Origin of the sequence: Streptoverticillium olivoreticuli subsp. olivoreticuli, assembly GCF_003391135.1 — a bacterium.
Classification (GTDB): domain Bacteria; phylum Actinomycetota; class Actinomycetes; order Streptomycetales; family Streptomycetaceae; genus Streptomyces; species Streptomyces blastmyceticus.
Window position 1 is genome coordinate 3,112,316 of sequence record NZ_CP031455.1, and the last position, 19,567, is coordinate 3,131,882.

15 protein-coding genes and 1 tRNA gene are annotated in these 19,567 nt (G+C 69.9%); 6 read left to right on the forward strand and 10 right to left on the reverse strand.

The window, feature by feature from the left end; genetic code table 11:
* Positions 1-5 precede the first annotated feature (5 nt).
* A complete protein-coding gene (locus DXZ73_RS13160; RefSeq protein ID WP_116215592.1) occupies positions 6-860 on the forward strand; it encodes an ABC transporter ATP-binding protein in 855 nt (284 codons plus the stop codon).
* On the forward strand, positions 857-1,573 hold the full coding sequence (locus tag DXZ73_RS13165; RefSeq protein WP_116211182.1) for an ABC transporter ATP-binding protein: 717 nt from the start codon (positions 857-859) through the stop codon (positions 1,571-1,573). The genes DXZ73_RS13160 and DXZ73_RS13165 overlap by 4 nt, the downstream gene beginning before the upstream one ends.
* A gap of 52 nt (positions 1,574-1,625) precedes the next feature.
* Here the strand turns inward: DXZ73_RS13165 and DXZ73_RS13170 are convergent, their stop codons facing one another.
* Entirely contained in the window at positions 1,626-2,273 is a 648-nt protein-coding gene (locus tag DXZ73_RS13170; protein WP_116211183.1) for an ANTAR domain-containing response regulator, read from the reverse strand.
* Between the two features lie 100 nt (positions 2,274-2,373).
* On the opposite strand from DXZ73_RS13170, the gene DXZ73_RS13175 reads away from it, so the two are divergent.
* A tRNA-Leu gene (locus DXZ73_RS13175) sits at positions 2,374-2,446 on the forward strand.
* Positions 2,447-2,555: 109 nt separating this feature from the next.
* Positions 2,556-3,338, forward strand: a complete 783-nt coding sequence (locus DXZ73_RS13180; protein ID WP_116211184.1) for a helix-turn-helix domain-containing protein — start codon at positions 2,556-2,558, stop codon at positions 3,336-3,338.
* A 3-nt stretch (positions 3,339-3,341) separates the two neighbouring features.
* Here DXZ73_RS13180 and DXZ73_RS13185 read toward each other — a convergent pair whose 3' ends face one another.
* From DXZ73_RS13185 to DXZ73_RS13195, 3 genes are all read right to left on the reverse strand, one after another.
* The gene (locus DXZ73_RS13185; RefSeq protein WP_116211185.1) at positions 3,342-4,073 is read right to left on the reverse strand and encodes a class I SAM-dependent methyltransferase; all 732 of its coding nucleotides are present in this window, start codon (positions 4,071-4,073) and stop codon (positions 3,342-3,344) included.
* Between the two features lie 206 nt (positions 4,074-4,279).
* Positions 4,280-5,701 carry a pyruvate kinase gene (gene pyk / locus DXZ73_RS13190; RefSeq protein WP_116211186.1) on the reverse strand — a complete coding sequence of 474 codons (1,422 nt, stop codon included), beginning with the start codon at positions 5,699-5,701 and terminating at the stop codon, positions 4,280-4,282.
* 145 nt (positions 5,702-5,846) lie between these two features.
* Positions 5,847-6,545: an SIMPL domain-containing protein gene (locus tag DXZ73_RS13195; RefSeq protein WP_116211187.1), complete on the reverse strand. Its 699-nt coding sequence runs from the start codon at positions 6,543-6,545 to the stop codon at positions 5,847-5,849.
* A 146-nt stretch (positions 6,546-6,691) separates the two neighbouring features.
* Between DXZ73_RS13195 and DXZ73_RS13200 the strand changes: the two genes are divergently transcribed.
* Positions 6,692-8,503, forward strand: coding sequence for a bifunctional metallophosphatase/5'-nucleotidase (locus DXZ73_RS13200; RefSeq protein WP_116211188.1), 1,812 nt, complete (start codon positions 6,692-6,694; stop codon positions 8,501-8,503).
* Here DXZ73_RS13200 and DXZ73_RS13205 read toward each other — a convergent pair.
* Both DXZ73_RS13205 and DXZ73_RS13210 read right to left on the reverse strand, forming a co-directional pair.
* Positions 8,459-9,934, reverse strand: a complete 1,476-nt coding sequence (locus DXZ73_RS13205) for a lysine N(6)-hydroxylase/L-ornithine N(5)-oxygenase family protein (protein ID WP_116211189.1) — start codon at positions 9,932-9,934, stop codon at positions 8,459-8,461. The two genes, DXZ73_RS13200 and DXZ73_RS13205, sit on opposite strands and share 45 nt — an antisense overlap.
* Complete coding sequence (locus DXZ73_RS13210; RefSeq protein WP_116211190.1) at positions 9,931-11,487, reverse strand: pyridoxal phosphate-dependent decarboxylase family protein; 1,557 nt, start codon at positions 11,485-11,487, stop codon at positions 9,931-9,933. The genes DXZ73_RS13205 and DXZ73_RS13210 overlap by 4 nt, the downstream gene beginning before the upstream one ends.
* A 208-nt stretch (positions 11,488-11,695) precedes the next feature.
* Here DXZ73_RS13210 and atpF point away from each other — a divergent pair, with 208 nt between their 5' ends.
* On the forward strand, positions 11,696-12,250 hold the full coding sequence (gene atpF / locus DXZ73_RS13215) for a F0F1 ATP synthase subunit B (RefSeq protein WP_116211191.1): 555 nt from the start codon (positions 11,696-11,698) through the stop codon (positions 12,248-12,250).
* An 88-nt stretch (positions 12,251-12,338) separates the two neighbouring features.
* Here atpF and pepN read toward each other — a convergent pair whose 3' ends face one another.
* The 4 genes from pepN to DXZ73_RS13235 all read right to left on the reverse strand — a co-directional run bounded on the left by pepN (position 12,339) and on the right by DXZ73_RS13235 (position 19,534).
* Complete coding sequence (gene pepN, locus DXZ73_RS13220; RefSeq protein ID WP_116211192.1) at positions 12,339-14,873, reverse strand: aminopeptidase N; 2,535 nt, start codon at positions 14,871-14,873, stop codon at positions 12,339-12,341.
* Between the two features lie 284 nt (positions 14,874-15,157).
* The gene (locus tag DXZ73_RS13225) at positions 15,158-15,463 is read right to left on the reverse strand and encodes a chorismate mutase (RefSeq protein WP_116211193.1); all 306 of its coding nucleotides are present in this window, start codon (positions 15,461-15,463) and stop codon (positions 15,158-15,160) included.
* Positions 15,464-15,474: 11 nt separating this feature from the next.
* On the reverse strand, positions 15,475-16,365 hold the full coding sequence (locus DXZ73_RS13230; protein ID WP_116211194.1) for a helix-turn-helix domain-containing protein: 891 nt from the start codon (positions 16,363-16,365) through the stop codon (positions 15,475-15,477).
* Positions 16,366-16,447: 82 nt separating this feature from the next.
* The gene (locus DXZ73_RS13235) at positions 16,448-19,534 is read right to left on the reverse strand and encodes an endo-alpha-N-acetylgalactosaminidase family protein (protein ID WP_116211195.1); all 3,087 of its coding nucleotides are present in this window, start codon (positions 19,532-19,534) and stop codon (positions 16,448-16,450) included.
* Positions 19,535-19,567 lie beyond the last annotated feature (33 nt).

A 19,567-nucleotide genomic window follows, 5' to 3' on the forward strand; every position in this document is an offset into this window, starting at 1 on the left:
CCACCATGACCACCACCACGAACGCCCCCGTCCTCACCGCCACCGGCGTCACCATGCGCTTCGGCGGACTCACCGCCGTACGCACCGTCGACCTCACCGTCCACCACGACGAAATCGTCGGACTCATCGGCCCCAACGGCGCCGGAAAAACCACCTTCTTCAACTGCCTCACCGGCCTCTACCGGCCCACCGAAGGCACCGTCACCTACCGCGACACCGTCCTCCCGCCCAAACCCCACCTCGTCACCCGAGCCGGCATCGCCCGCACCTTCCAGAACATCCGGCTCTTCGCCAACATGACCGTCCTCGAAAACGTCCTCGTCGGCCGCCACACCCGCACCAAGGAAGGACTCTTCTCCGCCCTCCTGCGCAGCCCCCGATTCCACCGCGCCGAGGCCGCCTCCGCCCAACGCGCCATGGAACTCCTCGACTTCACCGGCCTCGCCCCCAAAGCCGACCACCTCGCCCGCAACCTCCCCTACGGCGAACAGCGCAAGCTCGAAATCGCCCGCGCCCTCGCCAGCGACCCCGGACTCCTCCTCCTCGACGAACCCACCGCCGGAATGAACCCCCAGGAGACCCGCGCCACCGAAGCACTCGTCCGCGCCATCCGGGAACAAGGCACCGCCGTCCTCGTCATCGAGCACGACATGCGCTTCATCTTCAATCTCTGCGACCGCGTAGCCGTCCTCGTCCAGGGCGAAAAGCTCGTCGAGGGCACATCGGAAACCGTCCAGGCCGACGAACGCGTCATCGCCGCCTACCTCGGCACACCCTTCGAAGGCGCCCCCGGCCAGGAGGAACTCGCCGAAGTCGAAGCCGCAGAAGCGGAAGCAGCACACGCGGAGGAAGACCGATGACCGCCCTCCTGGAGGTCGAGAACCTCCGTGTCGCCTACGGCAAGATCGAAGCCGTCAAGGGAATCACCTTCACCGTCGAAACCGGCCGCATCGTCACCCTCATCGGCACCAATGGCGCGGGCAAGACCACCACGCTCCGCACGCTCTCCGGGCTCATCGAACCCCTCGGCGGCACCGTCCGCTTCGACGGCCGGAGCATCGTCGGCACCCCCGCCCACGAGATCGTCGCCCTCGGGCTCGCCCACTCCCCCGAAGGCCGCCATATCTTCCCGCGCCTCACCATCGCCGAGAACCTCCAGCTCGGAGCGTTCCTCCGCAAGGACACCGACGGCATCGGGCAGGACATCCAGCGCGCCTACGAGCTCTTCCCCATCCTCGGGGAACGGGCAAAGCAGGCCGCCGGAACCCTCTCCGGCGGCGAACAGCAGATGCTCGCCATGGGCAGGGCCCTGATGTCCCGCCCCAAGCTCCTCATGCTCGACGAGCCCTCCATGGGCCTCTCCCCGATCATGATGCAGAAGATCATGGAGACCATCGCCGAACTCAAAGCCACCGGCACCACGATCCTGCTCGTCGAACAGAACGCGCAGGCGGCCCTGTCGCTCGCCGACAGCGGCCATGTGATGGAGGTCGGAAAGATCGTGCTCTCCGGATCCGGCGCGGATCTGCTCCACGACGAATCGGTGCGCAAGGCGTACCTGGGCGAGGACTGAGGACATACGAAGGGCCCACGTCCTCACGACGTGGGCCCTCGCTGTGTACTGCCTACTGCCCCTTGGCCTTCTTCTCCTCGGCGTCCTCGATGACCGCCTCGGCCACCTGCTGCATGGACAGCCGGCGGTCCATCGACGTCTTCTGGATCCACCGGAACGCGGCCGGCTCGGTCAGCCCGTACTGCGTCTGAAGAACGCTCTTCGCCCGGTCCACGAGCTTCCGCGTCTCCAGCCGCTGGGAGAGGTCGGCGACCTCCTGCTCCAGTGCCTTCAGCTCGGTGAAGCGCGACACCGCCATCTCGATGGCGGGCACCACGTCGCTCTTGCTGAACGGCTTCACGAGATACGCCATCGCCCCGGCGTCCCGCGCCCGCTCCACGAGCTCGCGCTGCGAGAAGGCGGTGAGCATGAGCACGGGCGCGATCGAGTCGGCGGCGATCTGCTCGGCGGCGGAGATCCCGTCGAGGACGGGCATCTTCACGTCCAGGATGACCAGATCCGGCTTGTGCTCCCGGGCGAGCGCGACCGCGGTCTCCCCGTCGCCCGCCTCGCCGACTACGGAGTACCCCTCTTCTTCGAGCATCTCTTTGAGATCGAGCCGGATGAGGGCCTCGTCCTCGGCGATCACGACGCGGGTGATGTGGGGAGGGGTGTGCTGCGGCTCGTCGTCGACGGGCGGCGTGGGCTCGGCGGCGGTCACGGGTCTCCTCGATCAAGGGCAGGCGGTGCCCCATGAGCCTACCTAGCTGCGGTATGTTTGAAGCACGGCCCCATTACGATAACCTTGGTTTCGTAGGCCAGCCCTGGTAGTCCAACGGCAGAGACGATACTCTCAAACAGTATTCAGTGTGGGTTCGAGTCCCACCCAGGGCACTTCACCTTCATTTCCAAGGTTCGACACCCGTTGGTGATCTTCACTCGCCTCGGTGAACACGCCTTCGAACCGGCCCGAGATGGCCGAGATCCAGTCACGCTCGCAGACGTGTACGACATCGAAACGCGCCAGCGTGCTCTCACACTCCTCCGCAACGGCTCCAAGAACGCAGACGTCGCCCGCGCCCTGAACATCCCCCTCGGCACTGTGAGCTATTGGCTTCACATGGATCGGGCGAAGCGCGGGGAATGCCCAGGAGCCCACAGCCCCAAGTGCCCGAGATGCGACGGCCGTGAGCTCGACGAGGCCGCGTACTCCTACCTCTTGGGCCTCTACCTCGGCGACGGCCACATCATCCAGTACTCCGGGCATCGAGTACCCAGCCTCATGATCACGTGCGCCGACGACTGGCCGGGGCTGATGGACGACTGCGAGAAGGCGATGCGCGCGGTCCTCCCCGACAACTCCGTCTGCCGCGTCCGCAGCAAGGGATGCCACAACGTGAAGATCTACTCCAAGCACCTCTGGTGCCTGTTCCCTCAGCACGGCCCCGGCAAGAAGCACGAGCGCCTCATCGAACTCGAACCCTGGCAACAGGAAATCGTGGACGCCCACCCTTGGGAGTTCATCCGCGGGCTCATCCACTCCGACGGTTGCCGCATCACCAACTGGACCACCCGTCTCGTCGGCGGTGTACGCAAGCGCTACGAGTACCCCCGGTACATGTTCGCCAACAAGTCGGATGACATCCGGAAGCTCTACTGCGACACCCTCACCGCCGTCGGCGTCGAATGGAGCGTCCTGGCTCGCGACGGCGCCCCGTTCAACATCTCGGTCGCCCGCAAAGCATCCGTCGCTCTCATGGACACCCACATAGGCCCCAAATACTGACCCCTACACCCCCCGCCGGAACAGCGCCGCCCACAGAAACGGCACGCCGTAATGCGAAGACTCCGGCAATTCATCGCGCATCCGCCGGATTTCGACCTCCTCCAGGTCGGAGAAGATCCAGCGCAACGCCTCCGGCGTATAGGCGAGCCCACCCCCGAGGCCCGACTCCCGGTAGAAGGCCGCATCCGGGAGTTCGGAGCCCATCGCTCCCGATGCGAAGCAGGTCAGCCCCAAGTGGCCGCCCGGCGCGAGCGCGCCGTCGAGAAGAGCGCGGTAGCTGATGCGGCGGTGGGGTGGGAGGTGGTGGAAGCAGCCCGAGTCGTAGATGAGGTCGTACGGGCCCGTCAGTTCCGTCCCGGCCAGAGCGAACGCGTCGCCGCAGTGGAAGCGGATGTCGGCCCCGGCCTCGCGGGCGCGTTCCTCGGCCCAGGTGATGGCCGTCGGGGAGAGGTCGACGGCGTCCACCTGGAAGCCCAGTGCGGCCAGGTGCAGCGCGTTGCGGCCCGGGCCGCAGCCCAGGTCGAGGGCTCGGCCGGGGGTGATCAGCCCGCGGTCGACGTACGAGGCCAGGTTCTCGTCCGGCTTCGCCACGAAGAACGGCACCGGCTTTGAACGGTCGGTGTAGAAGCCGTCCCACCAGGTGGCCCCGTCGGCCGTCCAGCGGTCGGCGTCCGGTGCGAACAGGCCGTCCAGGAGCTTGAGTACGTCGTCGACCGTGCGTATGTTCCGGTCCATCCGGTCCCCCTCTCGACTGAGGGAACGGTACGGCCGAGCGGTGCGAAAGCCCAGCTCAGGAGGGATGGCGCGAGCGCGTAGGAAGGCCTCTGGGGCCAGTGCGTGAGCGGCGTGACCCCACCACCCTCGGGCCCGTACGCCCGCTCGCCCGTCCCCCCGGCGAAGGTCGTCACAGGGGCCTTTCGGGCGGCGTTCGGGCGGGTTTTTTACTCCTCTCCGATGTGGTGCACCCGCACCAGGTTCGTCGTGCCCGCGACCCCCGGCGGGGAGCCGGCCGTGATGATGACCATGTCGCCCTTCTGGCAGCGGCCGATCTTCAGCAGGTGTTCGTCGACCTGGTCGACCATTTCGTCGGTCGTCTGGACCATGGGGCCCAGGAAGGTCTCCACGCCCCAGGTGAGGTTGAGTTGGGAGCGGGTGGCCGGCTCGGGGGTGAAGGCCAGCAGGGGGATCGGGGAGCGGTAGCGGGACAGGCGTCGTGCCGTGTCACCGGATTGGGTGAAGGCGACCAGGTACTTCGCGCCGAGGAAGTCGCCCATCTCGGCGGCGGCGCGGGCGACGGAGCCGCCCTGGGTGCGGGGCTTGCCGCGTTCGCTGAGCGGTGGGAGGCCCTTGGCGAGGACGTCCTCTTCCGCCGCCGTGACGATGCGGCCCATCGTCTTGACGGTCTCCACGGGGTATTTGCCGACGCTGGTCTCACCCGAAAGCATGACCGCGTCCGTGCCGTCGATGACCGCGTTGGCGACGTCGGAGGCCTCGGCGCGGGTGGGGCGGGAGGCGTCGATCATCGAGTCGAGCATCTGGGTGGCAACGATGACCGGTTTGGCGTTGCGCCGGGCGAGTTTGATGGCGCGCTTCTGCACGATCGGGACCATTTCGAGGGGCATTTCGACGCCCAGGTCGCCGCGGGCGACCATGATGCCGTCGAAGGCGTCGACGATGCCCTGGAGGTTCTCGACGGCCTGCGGCTTCTCGATCTTCGCGATGACGGGGAGGCGGCGGCCCTCCTCGTCCATGACGCGGTGGACGTCCACGATGTCGTGCTCGCTGCGGACGAAGGAGAGGGCGATGATGTCGGCGCCCGTCCTGATGGCCCAGCGGAGGTCTTCGACGTCCTTCTCGGAGAGGGCGGGGACGGAGACGGCGACGCCGGGGAGGTTGAGGCCCTTGTTGTCGGAGACCATGCCGCCTTCAATGACGACGGTCCGTACGCGGGGGCCGTCGACGGAGGTGACCTCCAGGGTGACGCGGCCGTCGTCGACGAGGATGCGTTCGCCCCTGGTGACGTCGGCGGCGAGGCCGTCGTAGGTGGTGCCGCAGCGGTGGCGGTCGCCCTCGATGTCCTCGACGGTGATGGTGAACTCGTCGCCGCGTTCAAGAAGTACGGGACCTTCGCGGAATCGGCCCAGGCGGATCTTCGGGCCTTGAAGGTCGGCGAGGATGCCGATGCTGCGGCCGGTCTCCTCGGCGGCCTTGCGCACTCGCTGATACCGCGCCTCGTGGTCGACGTAGGTGCCATGGCTGAGGTTGAAGCGGGCCACGTCCATTCCGGCTTCGACGAGCGACTTGATCTGCTCGTACGAGTCGGTGGCCGGTCCCAGGGTGCAGACGATTTTTGCTCGGCGCATGGCACGACCTTATGACCTACCGGCGGGTAGAGAATTGGCCGGCCGCGACTCCCCAACGTCCGTTGAGTAAAAGCTTGTTGACAATTAGTGAAACGTGCGCGGGGGTGCTCTGATGAGCGTTCCGCGCACTCCCCGCGCGCCGGTCTCAGAGGACGGGGGGTGTCATGGTGAAGCGGGCGTTGACCTGTGCGTAGACGCTCTGGCGCTGGGGTTCGAGGTCGAGCGCGGGGGTGGGGGCGGCGCCTCCGTACGCCGCGGAGCGCATCATTCCGCCGGGGGCGGGGGGCAGTCCGACGGGGGCCGTGTTCTCGGCTCCGAGGTCGGCGAGTTCCACCAGGGCGACGAGCCGGGCGCCGAGGGCTCCGGCGTATTCGCGGGCGCGCTGCACGGCTTCGCGTACGGCCTGTTGGCGGGCCTCGCGGTGGGCGGGTGAGTCGGGGCGCAGGGCCCACCAGGGGCCGTCGACGCGGGTGAGGTCGAGTGCGGCGAGGCGGGTGGTGAGTTCGCCGAGGGTGGTGAAGTCGCCGAGGGTGGCGGTGAGGTGGACGCTGCCGTGGTAGGCGTGGATGCGTTCGTGGCGGCCCTTCTCGGTGAGTTGCGGGGTGATGGTGAAGGTGCCGGTTTCGAGTTTTTCGACGGTGTCGCCGTAGGACTTGAGCAGGTCGAGGGTCTGGTTGTTGCGGCGGGTGAGGTCGCCGAGGGCTGTGGTGCGGTCGGTGCCGCGGGCGCTGATGGTGATGCCGATATGGGCGATTTCGGGGTCGACTTCGAGGCGGGCTTCGCCGCGGACGGCGAGGCGGGGGCTGTCGGGGGTGCCGTAGGGCAGGGGTGCGGGTGTGGTCATGGGGTCAGCGTCTCAGCCCGGGTGCATGCGGGCGCTACGCGGGAGTCACCGTTTCGCAACCTTGTGGGGGTGTTCCGGTTGGGGGTGCCGAGGCCAGAATCTACGCGCGTTGTCAGTGTCGTGAGCAGCTGGATCAAGGAGTTGAAGTGCCGCTGAACCGGAGGAATTTTCTGGGGCGTACGGCCGCCACGGGTGCGGGTGTCGCGCTGGTGGGGTCGGTGGGTGCCGGGTCTGCCGAGGCGCGGGAGGCGGTGCCGGGCCGAAGTGGCGGGCGGGGCAGGCATTATGCGTTGACGGTGATGGGGACGACGGATCTGCATGGGAATGTCTTCAACTGGGACTATTTCACTGATGCGGAGTTCGACGACAAGGCGCACAACGATGTGGGTCTGGCGAAGATCTCGACGTTGGTGAATGAGGTCCGCAAGGAGAAGGGGCGGCGGAATACGCTGCTGATCGATGCGGGTGACACGATTCAGGGCACTCAGCTTTCGTATTATTACGCGCGGGTGGATCCGATCACGAAGGCGCATGGTCCGGTGCATCCGATGGCGCGGGCGATGAACGCGATCGGGTATGACGCGGCGGCGTTGGGGAATCACGAGTTCAATTACGGGATTCCGGTGCTGCGGAAGTTCGAGGAGCAGTGCGAGTTCCCGTTGCTGGGTGCAAACGCGCTGGATGCGAAGACGTTGCGGCCGGCTTTTCCGCCGTATGTGATCAAGCGGGTGCGGGCGCCGTTCGGCCGTGATGTTCGGGTGGCGATCCTGGGGTTGACGAATCCGGGGATCGCGATCTGGGACAAGGCGAATGTGCAGGGGAAGATGGTGTTCCCGGGGCTGGAGGAGCAGGCGGCGAAGTGGGTGCCGAAGCTTCGGTCGATGGGTGCGGATGTGGTGATTGTCGCGGCGCATGCGGGGAGCAGTGGTACGTCGTCGTACGGGGATCAGTTGCCGTATGTCGAGAATGCGGCGGCGTTGGTGGCGGAGCAGGTGCCGGGGATCGATGCGATTCTGGTCGGTCATGCGCATGTGGAGATTCCCGAGTACCGGGTGGTGAACAAGGAGTCGGGCAAGGAGGTGGTGTTGTCGGAGCCGTTGAAGTGGGGGCAGCGGTTGACGTTGTTCGACTTTGATCTGGTGTGGGAGAAGGGTTGCTGGCGGGTGGCCGGGGTGGCGGCGAAGGTGCTGAATTCGAATACGGTCGCCGAGGACCGGAGGATCACCGGGTTGTTGCGCGGTGAGCACCGGAAGGTGGTGGCGTATGTGAATCAGGTGATCGGTACGTCGTCGGCGGCGATGAGTGCGGCGGAGGCTCCGTACAAGGACACGCCGGTGATTGATTTCATCAATCATGTGCAGGCGGAGACGGTGCGGGCGGCGTTGGCGGGGACGGAGTTCGCGGGGTTGCCGGTGTTGTCGCAGGCGTCGTGTTTCTCGCGTACGGCGGGGGTGCCGGCGGGGAAGGTGACGATCCGTGAGGTGGCGGGTCTTTATCCGTTCGAGAACACGCTGGAGGCGCGGGTTCTGACGGGTGCGCAGATGCGGGAGTATCTGGAGTTCTCGGCGCGCTATTACGTGCGGACGGCGGCGGGTGCGGTGGTGGATCCGGCGAAGCTGACGAATGCCGAGAACATTCCGGACTTCAACTATGACGCGGTCAGCGGCCTCTCGTACGAGATCGACATCGCGAAGGCGCCGGGGGCGCGGATCGCGAAGCTCATGTTCGACGGGAAGCCGCTGGACGACGCGGCGCGGTTCGTGTTGGCGGTGAACAACTACCGGGCGAGTGGCGGGGGGAATTTTCCGCATGTCGCCCGGGCGAAGCAGGTGTGGGCGAATTCGGAGGAGATCCGTAACACGATCATCTCGTGGGTGCGGGCCCAGGGGGCGATCGATGTGGGGAGTTTCGCGTCAGTGGACTGGAAGTTGACGCGGGATGGTGCGCCGGTCTTCTGAGGTGGTGGTCCGGGGTCGCGGCTGTGGTCGCGGCTCCAGGCCGAAGGTGGTGAAGGCGGTCCGCTCGGGGAGGGGGTAGACCGTCTTTCCGGTGATGGCGTTGAGGATGACGGCGCTGCGCCAGGCGGCGAGGCCGAGGTCGGGGGTGCCGATGCCGTGGGTGTGGCGTTCGGCGTTCTGGACGTGGACGGCGCCCTTGACCAGGGGGTCGAGGACGAGGCGGTGGTTCTCGTCGATGCGGGGGCGGTCGCTGTGGTCGCGGCGGATGTAGGGGTCGAGGGCGGCGAGGAGGGTGTCGGTGCGGCGTTCGCGGTAGCCGGTGGCGAGGACGACGGCGTCGGTGGTGATGCGGGAGCGGGTGCCTTGCTGGGCGTGTTCGAGGTGGAGTTCGACGCGAGTGGTGCCGACGCGTCCTGCGGTGCGGACGAAGACTCCTGGGGTGAGGACGGTGTCGGGCCAGCCGCCGTGGAGGCTGCGGCGGTAGAGCTCTTCGTGGATGTCGGCGAGGGTTTCGGTGGCGATGCCCTTGTGGAGTTGCCATTGCTGGGGCAGGAGTTGGTTGCGTACGCCTTCGGGGAGGGCGTGGAAGTAGCGGGTGTAGTCGGGGGTGAATTGTTCGAGCCCGAGCTTGCTGTATTCCATGGGGGCGAAGGCGGGGGTGCGGGCGAGCCAGTGGAGTTTTTCGCGGCCGGTGGGGCGGTTGCGGAGGAGGTCGAGGAAGACTTCCGCGCCGGACTGGCCGGAGCCGATGACGGTGATGTGGTCGGCGGCGAGGATCTTCTCGCGGTGGTCGAGGTAGTCGGCCGAGTGGATGACGGGGACGGCGGGGGCTTCGGTGAGGGGGCGCAGGGGTTCGGGGATGTGGGGGGTGGTGCCGACGCCGAGGACGAGGTTGCGGGCGTAGGCGCGGCCGAGTGCTTCGGCTTCTCCTTCGGTGTCGAGTTGGGTGTAGTCGATTTCGAAGAGGTTGCGTTCGGGGTTCCAGCGGAGGGCGTCGATCTGGTGGCCGAAGTGGAGGCCGGGGAGGGATTGGCTGACCCAGCGGCAGTAGGCGTCGTATTCGGCGCGTTGGATGTGGAAGCGCTCGGCGAAGTAGAAGGGGTAGAGGCGTTCGCGGTCCTTGAGGTAGTTGAGGAAGGTCCAGGGGCTGGTGGGGTCGGCGAGGGTGACGAGGTCGGCGAGGAAGGGGACTTGGAGGGCGGTGCCGTCGATGAGGAGGCCGGGGTGCCAGCGGAAGGTGGGGGTCTGGTCGTAGCAGGCGGTGCGGAGTGCGGGGATGCCGTGGGCGAGGGCGGCGAGGGAGAGGTTGAAGGGGCCGATGCCGATGCCGGCGATGTCGAGGGGCTGGTCGGGGGTGGTGCGGGGGCCGGGTTGGGTGGCGGTGTCGGGGGTGGTGCGGCCGGCCTTCTTCGGGGGGTTGGCGTTGCTCATGGGTGGATGTGGCCTTCCACGAGGTTGAGGAGGGTGCGGAGGTGGTCGGGGGTGGTGTGGGGGTTGAGGAGGGTGGTTTTCAGCCAGAGTCCTTCGGGGGTGGTGGCGCGGCCGAGGACGGCGCGGCCGCTGTGGAGGAGGCGGCGCCGGGTGGTGGCGAGGGTGTGGTCGTCGGTGCCGGTGGGGCGGAAGAGGACGGTGCTGAGGGTGGGGCGGGCGTGGAGTTCGAAGCGTGGGTGGGCGTCGACGAGGTCGGCGAGGTGGTGTGCGGTGGCGCAGACGCGTTCGACGAGGCGGCCCAGGCCGTTGCGGCCGAGGGCGCGGAGGGTGACGGCGATCTTGAGGATGTCGGGTCGGCGGGTGGTGCGCAGGGAGCGGCCGAGGAGGTCGGGGAGTCCGGCGTGGGTGTCGTCGGGGGCGTTGAGGTAGTCGGTGTGGTGGGTGAGCGGGTGCAGGGCGGTGGTGTCGGGGACGGCGAGGATGCCTGCTGCGATGGGTTGCCAGCCGAGTTTGTGCAGGTCGAGGGCGATGGTGTGGGCGCGGTCGAGTCCGTCGAGGGCGGGGCGCAGGGTGTCGCTGAAGAGGAGGGGTCCGCCGTAGGAGGCGTCGATGTGCAGGCGGGCGCGGTGGGTGTCGCAGAGGTCGGCGAGGCGGGGCAGGGGGTCGATGCGGCCGGTGTCGGTGGTGCCGGCGGTGGCGACGACGAGGGTGGGGGTGGCGTGGTGGGTGTCGAGGGCGGTGTGCAGGTGTGCGGGGTCGATGGTGCCGGTGGGGGTGGCCAGGACGTGGGGTGCGGGGAGGCCGAGGAGCCAGGTGGCGCGGTGGATGCTGTGGTGGGCGTTGGCTCCGCAGATGACGCGGAGGGGCGGGGGTGGCGTGCCGGGGGCGTCGGCGTGGTCGGTCCGGTGCGGGGTGGTCGCGGTCGCGGGTCCGTACGCACAGTCGTACGCGGCCCTGTCGCTCCTGGTTCCGGGTGTGATTCCGCCCGCCGGGTCGCGTACGCCCTCGTGTGCGCGTCGGTGGATCGCGCCTGCTTCTTCGCGTGCGAGGAGGAGGGCGAGGTGGTTGGACTCGGTGCCTCCGGTGGTGGTGACGGCGTCGGGTGCGGGGCGGGTGGGGTAGGCGAGGGCGGCCAGGGCGTGGAGCACCTCGGTTTCCAGGGCGGAGGCGGCGGGGGCCTGGTCCCAGGAGTCGAGTGAGGGGTTGAGGGCGCCGGCGGCGAGGTCGGCGGCGGTGGCGAGGGCGAGCGGCGGGGTGTGGAGGTGGGCGGCGCAGTGCGGGTCGGCGGGGTCGGCGCTGCCTTCGGCGAGGGCCCGTACGAGTGTGCGCAGGGATTCGTGGGGGCCGGTGCCGTCGGCGGGGAGCACGGGGGTGGCGGTGGCGCGGATGCGGGCGGTGACGGTGTGGGGGCCGCCTGCGGGGAGGGGGCCGGCCCGGGTGGTGGCGCCTTGGGTGAGGGCGTCGAGGACGGTGTCGAGGAGGGGGCGGAGTGCCGAGGGGCCCTGGGTGCCTCCGGCGAGGGGCGGGAGGGGCGGGTGGGCGGTCTCGGGCATGGTTGTGCCCCCTTTTGGGTTGTCCTGCGGGTGGGCGGCCGGGGTCCGGGTGGGCGGTAACTGCATCAAGTTACTGGTGGCGCACGTTCGGTGACCGGGGTCCGGAGGGGTTTCGCCCGATGGTGGTATGCCGTGCGGCGGCGGGGAGTCGGGTCTGCTAATGGGGTGCGGGGCGGACTTCGGGCTCGTCGTCGACTAATCTGCACCCATGGCCATGAACTTTCTCGCTATCGACGTAGGGCCGCTCAAGCCCGAGCCCGCGCCGCTCGTCCTTGGGTTCGTCCTTTTCTTCATCGTTTTCGCCGTGATGGCGAAGGTGCTGCTCCCCCGGATCAGCAAGGTCCTCGTCGAGCGCGAGAAGGCCACGGGCGGGCGCTTCGACGAGGCGGAGGCGACGCGTGCGGAGGCCGCGCGCGTCCACGCCGAGTACCAGGAGCTGCTGGCCGAGGCGCGGCACGAGGCCGCTCGGCTGCGTCAGGAGTCGGTGGAGCAGGGTACGGCGATCATCGCGGAGCTGCGGGCCGAGGGTCAGCGGCAGCGCGAGGAGATCATCTCCGCCGGGCACGCCGTGATCGACGCCGAGCGTGCGGTCGCGGAGGCCGAGCTGCGTGAGCAGGTCGGTGTGCTGGCGACGGAGCTGGCGGGCCGGATCGCCGGTGAGCCGGTGGCGGACTTCGCGTCGCAGAGCGGCGTCGTGGACCGTTTCCTGGAGGAGCTGCGTACGGCCGAGCCGTCGGACGCGGTGGGCGACAAGCGCGACTGACGCCGGCGGCGCCGGGCGCCGTGTGGGTGTGCCGAGGCTCCCGTGACCCTGTTGAGGGTCACGGGAGCCTCGGCGTTTTTCAGGAGTGTCAGGGCCGGGCGGCGCGGACGGTGAGGGCGCGGCGGAGGTCGTCGATCTGGTCGACGAGTTTGCGGCGCAGCGCGGGGGTGAGGTCGGCGGTGTCCAGGCATTCCTCGCCGAGGCGGAGGGTGTCGGTGTCGACGAAGGGCAGCGGGAAGCCGTGGCGGCCGGCGGCGTCGGCGAGCGCGGGGCCGCGGCGGGCGGCGAGCGCGGTGGCGGCGGGGAAGTAGCGGTCGCGGTAGGGGGTCAGGAGGTCGGGCTGTTCGGGCTGCCAGAAGCCTTGGGCGGTGGCGATGAAGAGGTAGTTGGAGAGGTCGTCGCGGTCGTACATGGCTTCCCAGGCGGCTTCCTTGGCCGCGGGGTCGGGGAGGGCGGCGCGGCAGCGGGCGGCGCCCTCCTGGCCGGTGGCGCTGGGGTCGCGGGCGAGTTCGGCGTCGATGGCGGCGGGGGTGGTGGCGCCGAGGGTGGCGAGGCGGGCGAGGGCGCGCCAGCGGAGTTCGGCGTCGAGGGCGGGTCCGCCGGGTGCGGTGCCGGCGGTGAGCCAGTCCTGGAGGGTGTCGGGGGTGGTGGCGCTGTCGATGAGGGTGCGTACGGCGGTGAGGCGCAGGCCCTGGGTGTCGTGGCCGGGGGTGGTTTCGGGGTGGGTGGTGCGGTCGAGGAGGTCGTGGCAGAGGTCGGTGAGGGTGGCGAGGGCGATGGGGCGGGCGGTGGGGTGGGTGTAGCGGTCGGCGATCTGCTGGCGGGCGAAGGCGAGGACGCCGCGGGTGATGGCGGTGTCGGTTTCGTGGGGCAGGTGGGCGCGGGCGGCGTCGAGGTAGGCGGCGGGGGCGAGTTCGGCGTCGCGGACCATGTCGCGGGCGGCGTTCCACAGGACGGCGCGGGCGAGGGGGTCGGGGAGGCCGGAGAGGGAGCGCTGGGCGGTGTCCCAGGAGGCGGCGTCGAGGCGGATCTTGGCGTAGGTGAGGTCGCCGTCGTTGGGGAGGAGCAGCGCGGGGCGGGGGCCGGGGAGGGTGAGGGTGTGGTCGCCGCCCGCGGGGAGGTCGGTGGTGGGGCGGTCGCGGAGGGTGAGGGTGCGGGGGTCGTCGGGGTGAGGGTCGTAGAGGCCGAGGGCGAGGTGGTGGGGGCGGGTGCCGTCGTGCTGGAGGGTGACCTGCCAGCCGGTGGCGGTGTCGGGGGTGGTGATGGCGGGGGTGATGGTGTCGACGCCGGTGGTGCGGAGCCAGGTGTCGGCCCAGGTGTGGACGTCGCGGTCGGAGGCGCGGGCGAGGGAGTCGAGGAAGTCGGCGAGGGTGGCGTTGCCGAAGCGGTGGCGGGCGAAGTGGTCGTTGATGCCGGCGAGGAAGTCCTTCTCGCCGAGCCAGGCGACGAGTTGGCGCAGCGCGGAGGCGCCCTTGGCGTAGGAGATGCCGTCGAAGTTCAGGAGTGCGGAGGCGGTGTCGCGGACGGCGTCGGCGTCGGGGGCGACGGGGTGGGTGGAGGGGCGCTGGTCGGCGTCGTAGCCCCAGCCCTTGCGGCCGGCGGCGAAGTCGGTCCAGGTGTCGGTGTGGTGGGTGGTCTCGGCGATGATCTGGACGCCCATGTATTCGGCGAAGGACTCGTTGAGCCAGATGTCGTCCCACCATTGGAGGGTGACGAGGTCGCCGAACCACATGTGGGCCATCTCGTGGGCGATGGTCGTGGCGCGGGTGAGGCGTTCGGTGCCGGTGACGGCGGAGCGGAAGACGTATTCGTCGCGGAAGGTGACGAGGCCGGGGTTCTCCATGGCCCCGGCGTTGAATTCGGGGACGAATGCCTGGTCGTAGGAGTCGAAGGGGTAGGGCTCTTCGAAGATCTCGTGGAAGCGGTCGAAGCTGCGGCGGGTGATGTCGAGGATTTCCTCGGCGTCGGTGTCGAGGTGTTCGGCGAGGGAGCGGCGGCAGTGCAGGGCGAAGGGCAGTCCGGCGTGCTCGGTGCGCACGGAGTGCCAGGGGCCTGCGGCGAAGGCGACGAAGTAGGTGCTCAGGGGCTGGGTGGTGGCGAGCTTCCAGCGTCCTTCCGCGGGGTTTCCGACGCGGGTGGCGACGGCGTTGCCGAGGACGGTCCAGGCGGGTGGCGCGGTGACGGTGGCGTCGAAGACGGCCTTGAGGTCGGGCTGGTCGAAGGCGGCGAAGACGCGCTGGCCGTCGTCGAGGAACGCCTGGCTGTAGAGGTAGGTCTCGCCGTCGGCGGGGTCGGTGAAGCGGTGCATGCCCTCGCCGGTGCGGGAGTAGCGCATGTCGGCTTCGACGCGCAGTTCGTGGGGGCCGGGGGTGAGGCCGGTGAGGGGGAGGCGGTTGCCGTCGAGTGCCGCGGGGTCGAGGGCGTGGCCGTCGAGGGTGGCGCGGTGCAGGGCCGCGGGCTTGATCTCGGCGAAGGTGTCGCCGGCCGTGCGGGCGGTGAAGTGGATGACGGTGGTGGAGCGGAAGAGGTCGTCGCCGTGGGTGAGGTCGAGGTCGATCTCGTAGCGGTGGACGTCGAGGAGCTGGGCTCGGGTTTGCGCTTCTTCGCGTGTGAGTACGGGCATGGGGTCATCGTGCCGTAGCGCTGGCGCTGGGCCGGAGTGGTTCCGGGTGGTCTGCTGCCGGGTTCGCTGTACGGCCTTGGCCCCGCCCCGCGCCTGCGGCGGGCTTTGTTCCCCACCCCGCCCCTTCCCGGCTGCATCCGATTTGCGGCTCCGCCGCGTGGGGGCTCCGCCCCAGACCCCGAAGCACGCTTCGCGCGCTGTCCTCAAACGCCGGACGGGCTGAATTCGCGGCTACGGTCCGCGAAACTCAGCCCGTCCGGCGTTTGAGGACGCCCTCCCAGGGACTACGCGCGGGCGATCGTCTCGTGGTGGCGGATGACCTCGGCGATGATGAAGTTCAGGAACTTCTCCGCGAACGCGGGATCCAGCTTCGCGTTCTCGGCCAGTTCGCGCAGGCGGGTGATCTGGCGGGCTTCTCTGGCGGGGTCCGCCGGTGGCAGTTTGTGGGCGGCCTTGAGGTGGCCGACCTGCTGGGTGCATTTGAACCGCTCGGCGAGCATGTGGATCACCGCGGCGTCGATGTTGTCGATGCTGTCGCGCAGCCGTCCCAGCTCGGCGCTGACAAACTCGTCGTTGGCACTGTCGCTCATGTCTACCGAGCCTATGCGGAAGGGCGAGGTCCGATGACCGGTGGGTGCTCCGGATCGGGGATCCGGTCGCTCCAGCCGCCGGGCACCGCGCGGTCCTGGCGCCGGCGGAAGCGTACGGGTGCGGTGCCGACACGGCGGGCGAAGAGGCGGCTGAAGTAGGCGGGGTCGTCGTAGCCGACGCGGCGGGCGACGGCCGCTATGGGCAGTTCGGTCGCGGCGAGGAGTTCCTTGGCGCGGCCGAGGCGGATGTGCAGGAGGTAGTCCTTGGGGCTGCATCCGGCACCGCGGCGCACGGCGGTGCGCAGCTCGGTGGGGGTCATGCCGTGGCGTGCGGCGTGCTGGGCGACGGAGAGCGGCAGGAAGGCGTCGCGGGCGAGGGCCGCGAGGACGGGGTCGGTGCCGGGTGCGGTGTCGGCGCGGGCGCCGTGGAGTGCGACGAGGAGTTCGTGGACGGCGGCGGAGGTCTCGACTTCGAGGTGGGGGTTGCCGCGGTGGGCGGCGCGGACGATGCGGTGGACGACACCGCGGGCGCCCGCGGTGTCGGTGAGGGGGACGAGGGGGCGGTGGGGTTCGATGTAGCCGAGTTCGGTGTAGGCGCCGGTGGCGGGGCCGGTGAAGTCGACGAAGCTCTCGTCCCAGCCGGTGCCGGGGGCGGCTCCGTAGTGGTGGGGGGTGCCGGGGGCGAGCCAGAGGAGGGCGGGGGCGGTGACGGTGCGGGTGCGGCCGTCGGGGGTGCGGAGCCAGCCGGTGCCCGCGCCGATGACGACGGCGACGTGGTGGTCGAGGGTCCGGGGGCCGACGGCGGGGAGTTCGCCGTGCTGGAGTCCGACGCCGAGGCAGACGAGGCCGAGCCGGTGGTGGACCGGGCCGGGGGTGAAGTACCTCATCCATGTGTGATACATGCGTCCGGGTCTCCCGCCGTGTCGGCTTCGCCTGGACCGATCTTCGTGTACGCGGCTTCTTCGTGCCAGGGGGCGTGGGGGCCTACGCTCCGAGGTCGTGCACCGTGAACGTGTCCAGGACGAATTCCGCCGTGCCGCTGTCGCCCACCTTGCGGAGGCCCACCCAGGTCTCGCCGTTCGCGGGTGCCGTGAACTCGTAGGTATGGGTGGTGGGCGAGGTCGCCGCCGACAGGGGCGTGCGCTGGATCTCGCGTGGTGCGGGTTCGTCGGCGGCGGTGATCCACGCGTACTGCCCGGCCGTCTCGTTCTCGTAGCGGAACGTGACGCGGTAGCGGTGTCCGGCGGTGAAGCGTGCGGTGTGGGGGACGGTGCGGTAGACCACGCCCTGGTTCTCGCCGCGGGATTTGAGGGACTGGGTGCCGTCGATGACGTCGTCGACGGCTTTGCCGTTCCAGCCGCGCTGTGTGTAGGGGGCGTGCCGCTGGGCGATGTGGGTGCGGGGGTCGGTGGCGCCGCCCGCGTCGCCCTTGACGAAGGGGCCCCAGCCCTGGGGGACGTCCTCGAAGTCCTCGTGGACCAGGGTGCCTTCGGCCGTGGCCGGTGGGTGTGCGGTGCGTACGACGCGCACGGCGTCGAACCGTACGCGGGCGGTGCCCGCCGCGGCCGTCAGGGCCAGGGTGACGGGGCCGCCTGTGGGTGGCACGGTGAACCGGGTGGTCATCCGCTGGAAGCGGGTGCCGTGTTTGCGGTCCGCGGCGACGTGGTTGACGGCCGTGGAGGTGTCCGTCCAGTTCGTCGCGGTGACTCCGTCGGCCGTGCGGACCTCCAGTCGGGCCCGGCGCCGCTCCCCCGCGGTGTCGCCGACCTCGACCTGGACGGACGCGGCGTAGGTGCCCGCTTCGAGGCGGGTGAGCCGTTGGGCGACGGTGGCCGCTCCCCCGGCTCCGATGAGCAGTTCCCGGTCGCCCAGGGCGCTGAGGGTGACGGTGGCGGGTCCGGTGACCTGCCAGCCGTCCAGGGTGCCGGAGTGGAAGCCGGGGTCGTGCAGGGGTGTGCCCTCGCCCCAGGAGGGGTTCCGGGGGAGGCGGGTGGAGGTGTGGGTCCGGGTGACGGCGTAGGGCTGTGCGGCGGTGGCCTCGATGGTGATCCTGCCGTCGCGCACGGGGAGTTCGAGGGCGTCGGCGCGCCCTCGGTCGGTGAGGCGGTGGAGGACGACGGTGCGCTGCCGGGACCAGCCGCGCGGCAGGGTCCAGGTCGTGCTGCCGCCGTGGGGGTTGTAGTGGTAGAGCTTGGCGGGGTCGGTGGCCGTGCGGGGTTCCCAGGGCAGGAGGTAGGTGCCGCCCTCGTAGACGGTGCGGCCGTCGGTGGTGATGCGGCGGGTGCCGTCCTCGTCGGACACCGTGGTGGCGCCGGCGAGTTCGATGCGGTGTTCGTCCCAGGTGTGGATCGGGAACGCCTGCAGGTATTTGGCGGGGAGGTTCTCGGTCCACAGCTGCCGGTGGAAGGGCTCCCAGTCGGTCTTGCCCTGCCAGCCTTCGAAGGAGCCGAGTTTCGCGGTGCCCAGGAGGGGCCATTTGTCGGCGAAGACGTCTTTCTGGTGGTGGCGGATGAAGCGGATCAGCCGGGAGTTGATGCCGCGTGAGGTGTCGGGGCCGTAGTCGGTCTCGCCCGCCCAGTGCGACCAGAGGCTGGAGCGTTCCAGTCCGTGGCCCCATTCGGTGGTGATGCGCCAGCCCTGTGCGCGCAGTTCGCGCTGGAGCCGGTCGGAGGTCCAGCCGGATTCGCGGTAGACGTCGATGTAGAGGGTGTCGAGGGCGGGGTCGGTCTCGTCGCGCAGCTGCCGGAAGCGGCGGACGATGTCGCCGGAGAGGAGGTCGCGGCGGGCGTCGATGCGGTAGGACTGGTCGAGCCAGTCCCACTGCCGGTCGTCTCTGTCGACGAGGGTCTCGGAGAAGGCGTGGGCGACGGGGTAGGACTCGGTGGTGTTGACGTGTACGGCGAAGGCGCTGTTCCACTTCTTGCCCGCGCGCAGGAGGGTGTTGAGGTCGGCGAGGCCTCCGGCGCGTTCGTTGTAGTTGCCGCCGTAGTCGGGGTGGGCGGAGTCGTGGCCCTCGGACTGGTAGCCCTTGAGGAGGGTGAACTGCCGTAGTCCGTCGGTGGCCAGGGCGATGCGTTTGACGTGGTCGAGGGTGGCCAGGAAGGGGTTGGTGGCCTGGCTGGCGAAGTTGAAGGGGATGTGCGGGACGACGCGCAGGTGCTGTTCGTCGGCGCCGGGCGGGTCGGTCATGATGTCGCGGAAGGCGATGGCGGCGTCCTGCCAGTCGGCCTGCCCGTCGCCGTTGCGGTCGCGGGTGAGGACGACGGTCGCGTACGGCAGCGGTTCGGTGTCGCGGACGGCCGCTCCGGCGGCGCGGTGGGTCCACTGGCCGCAGGTGAGCTGGGCCTTGGTGTAGCCGTCGCGCCGGAGGGTCTGCCGCCACAGCCGCCCGTTCTCCCATGCGCTCTGCGCGTCGGGCCGGTCGTGGCTGGTGTTGGTCTCGACGGCGGCGGCGAGCGGGCCCGCGTTGACGACGGCGTAGGCGCAGCCGGTCGGCCGGTCGTCGGCGGGGGTGGTGGGGGTGGGGTGGACGAAGGTGTCGCCGTTCTTGTTCTTGTCGAGCTGGATGCGGGCGGCGAGCAGGGTCGCGGCGGGCTGGGTGCTGCGGACGCTGAGCAGGGCGAGGCCGGGGATCCGCAGGGTGCCGACGCGCAGGGCGGGGGTGTCGGTGATGCGGGTGACGCGCCAGTGGACGAGCCAGGCGTCGGCGTGGATCTCGACGTCGATGCGGGTGCCGCCGGGGAGGGCGAGGGTGTAGTGGGCGCGGTCGCCGCGGGTGGTGGCGGTGACGTGGGGGGTGTGGGTGACGCCGTCGACGAGGAGGGTGGTGACGGGGTCCTCCTGGCCGTACAGCGTGGCTCCGGTGGCGCGGTCGGTGTAGGAGACGACACGGGGGAAGGCGGTGTCGACGCGGACGTCGAGCGCGGCGGAGCGCAGTACGGCCTCGCGGGGTGCGGCGCTCGCGGCGTTGCCGGGGAGGGCGGCGGTGAGGCCGGCGAGGGTGGTGGTGAGGACGACGGCCCGCCGGGTGGGGCCGTCGTCCGCGGGGTGCCGCGGTCCTTCCGGTGTCATGCTGCTCGCTCCCTCCGCGCGGTCCGTACGGCG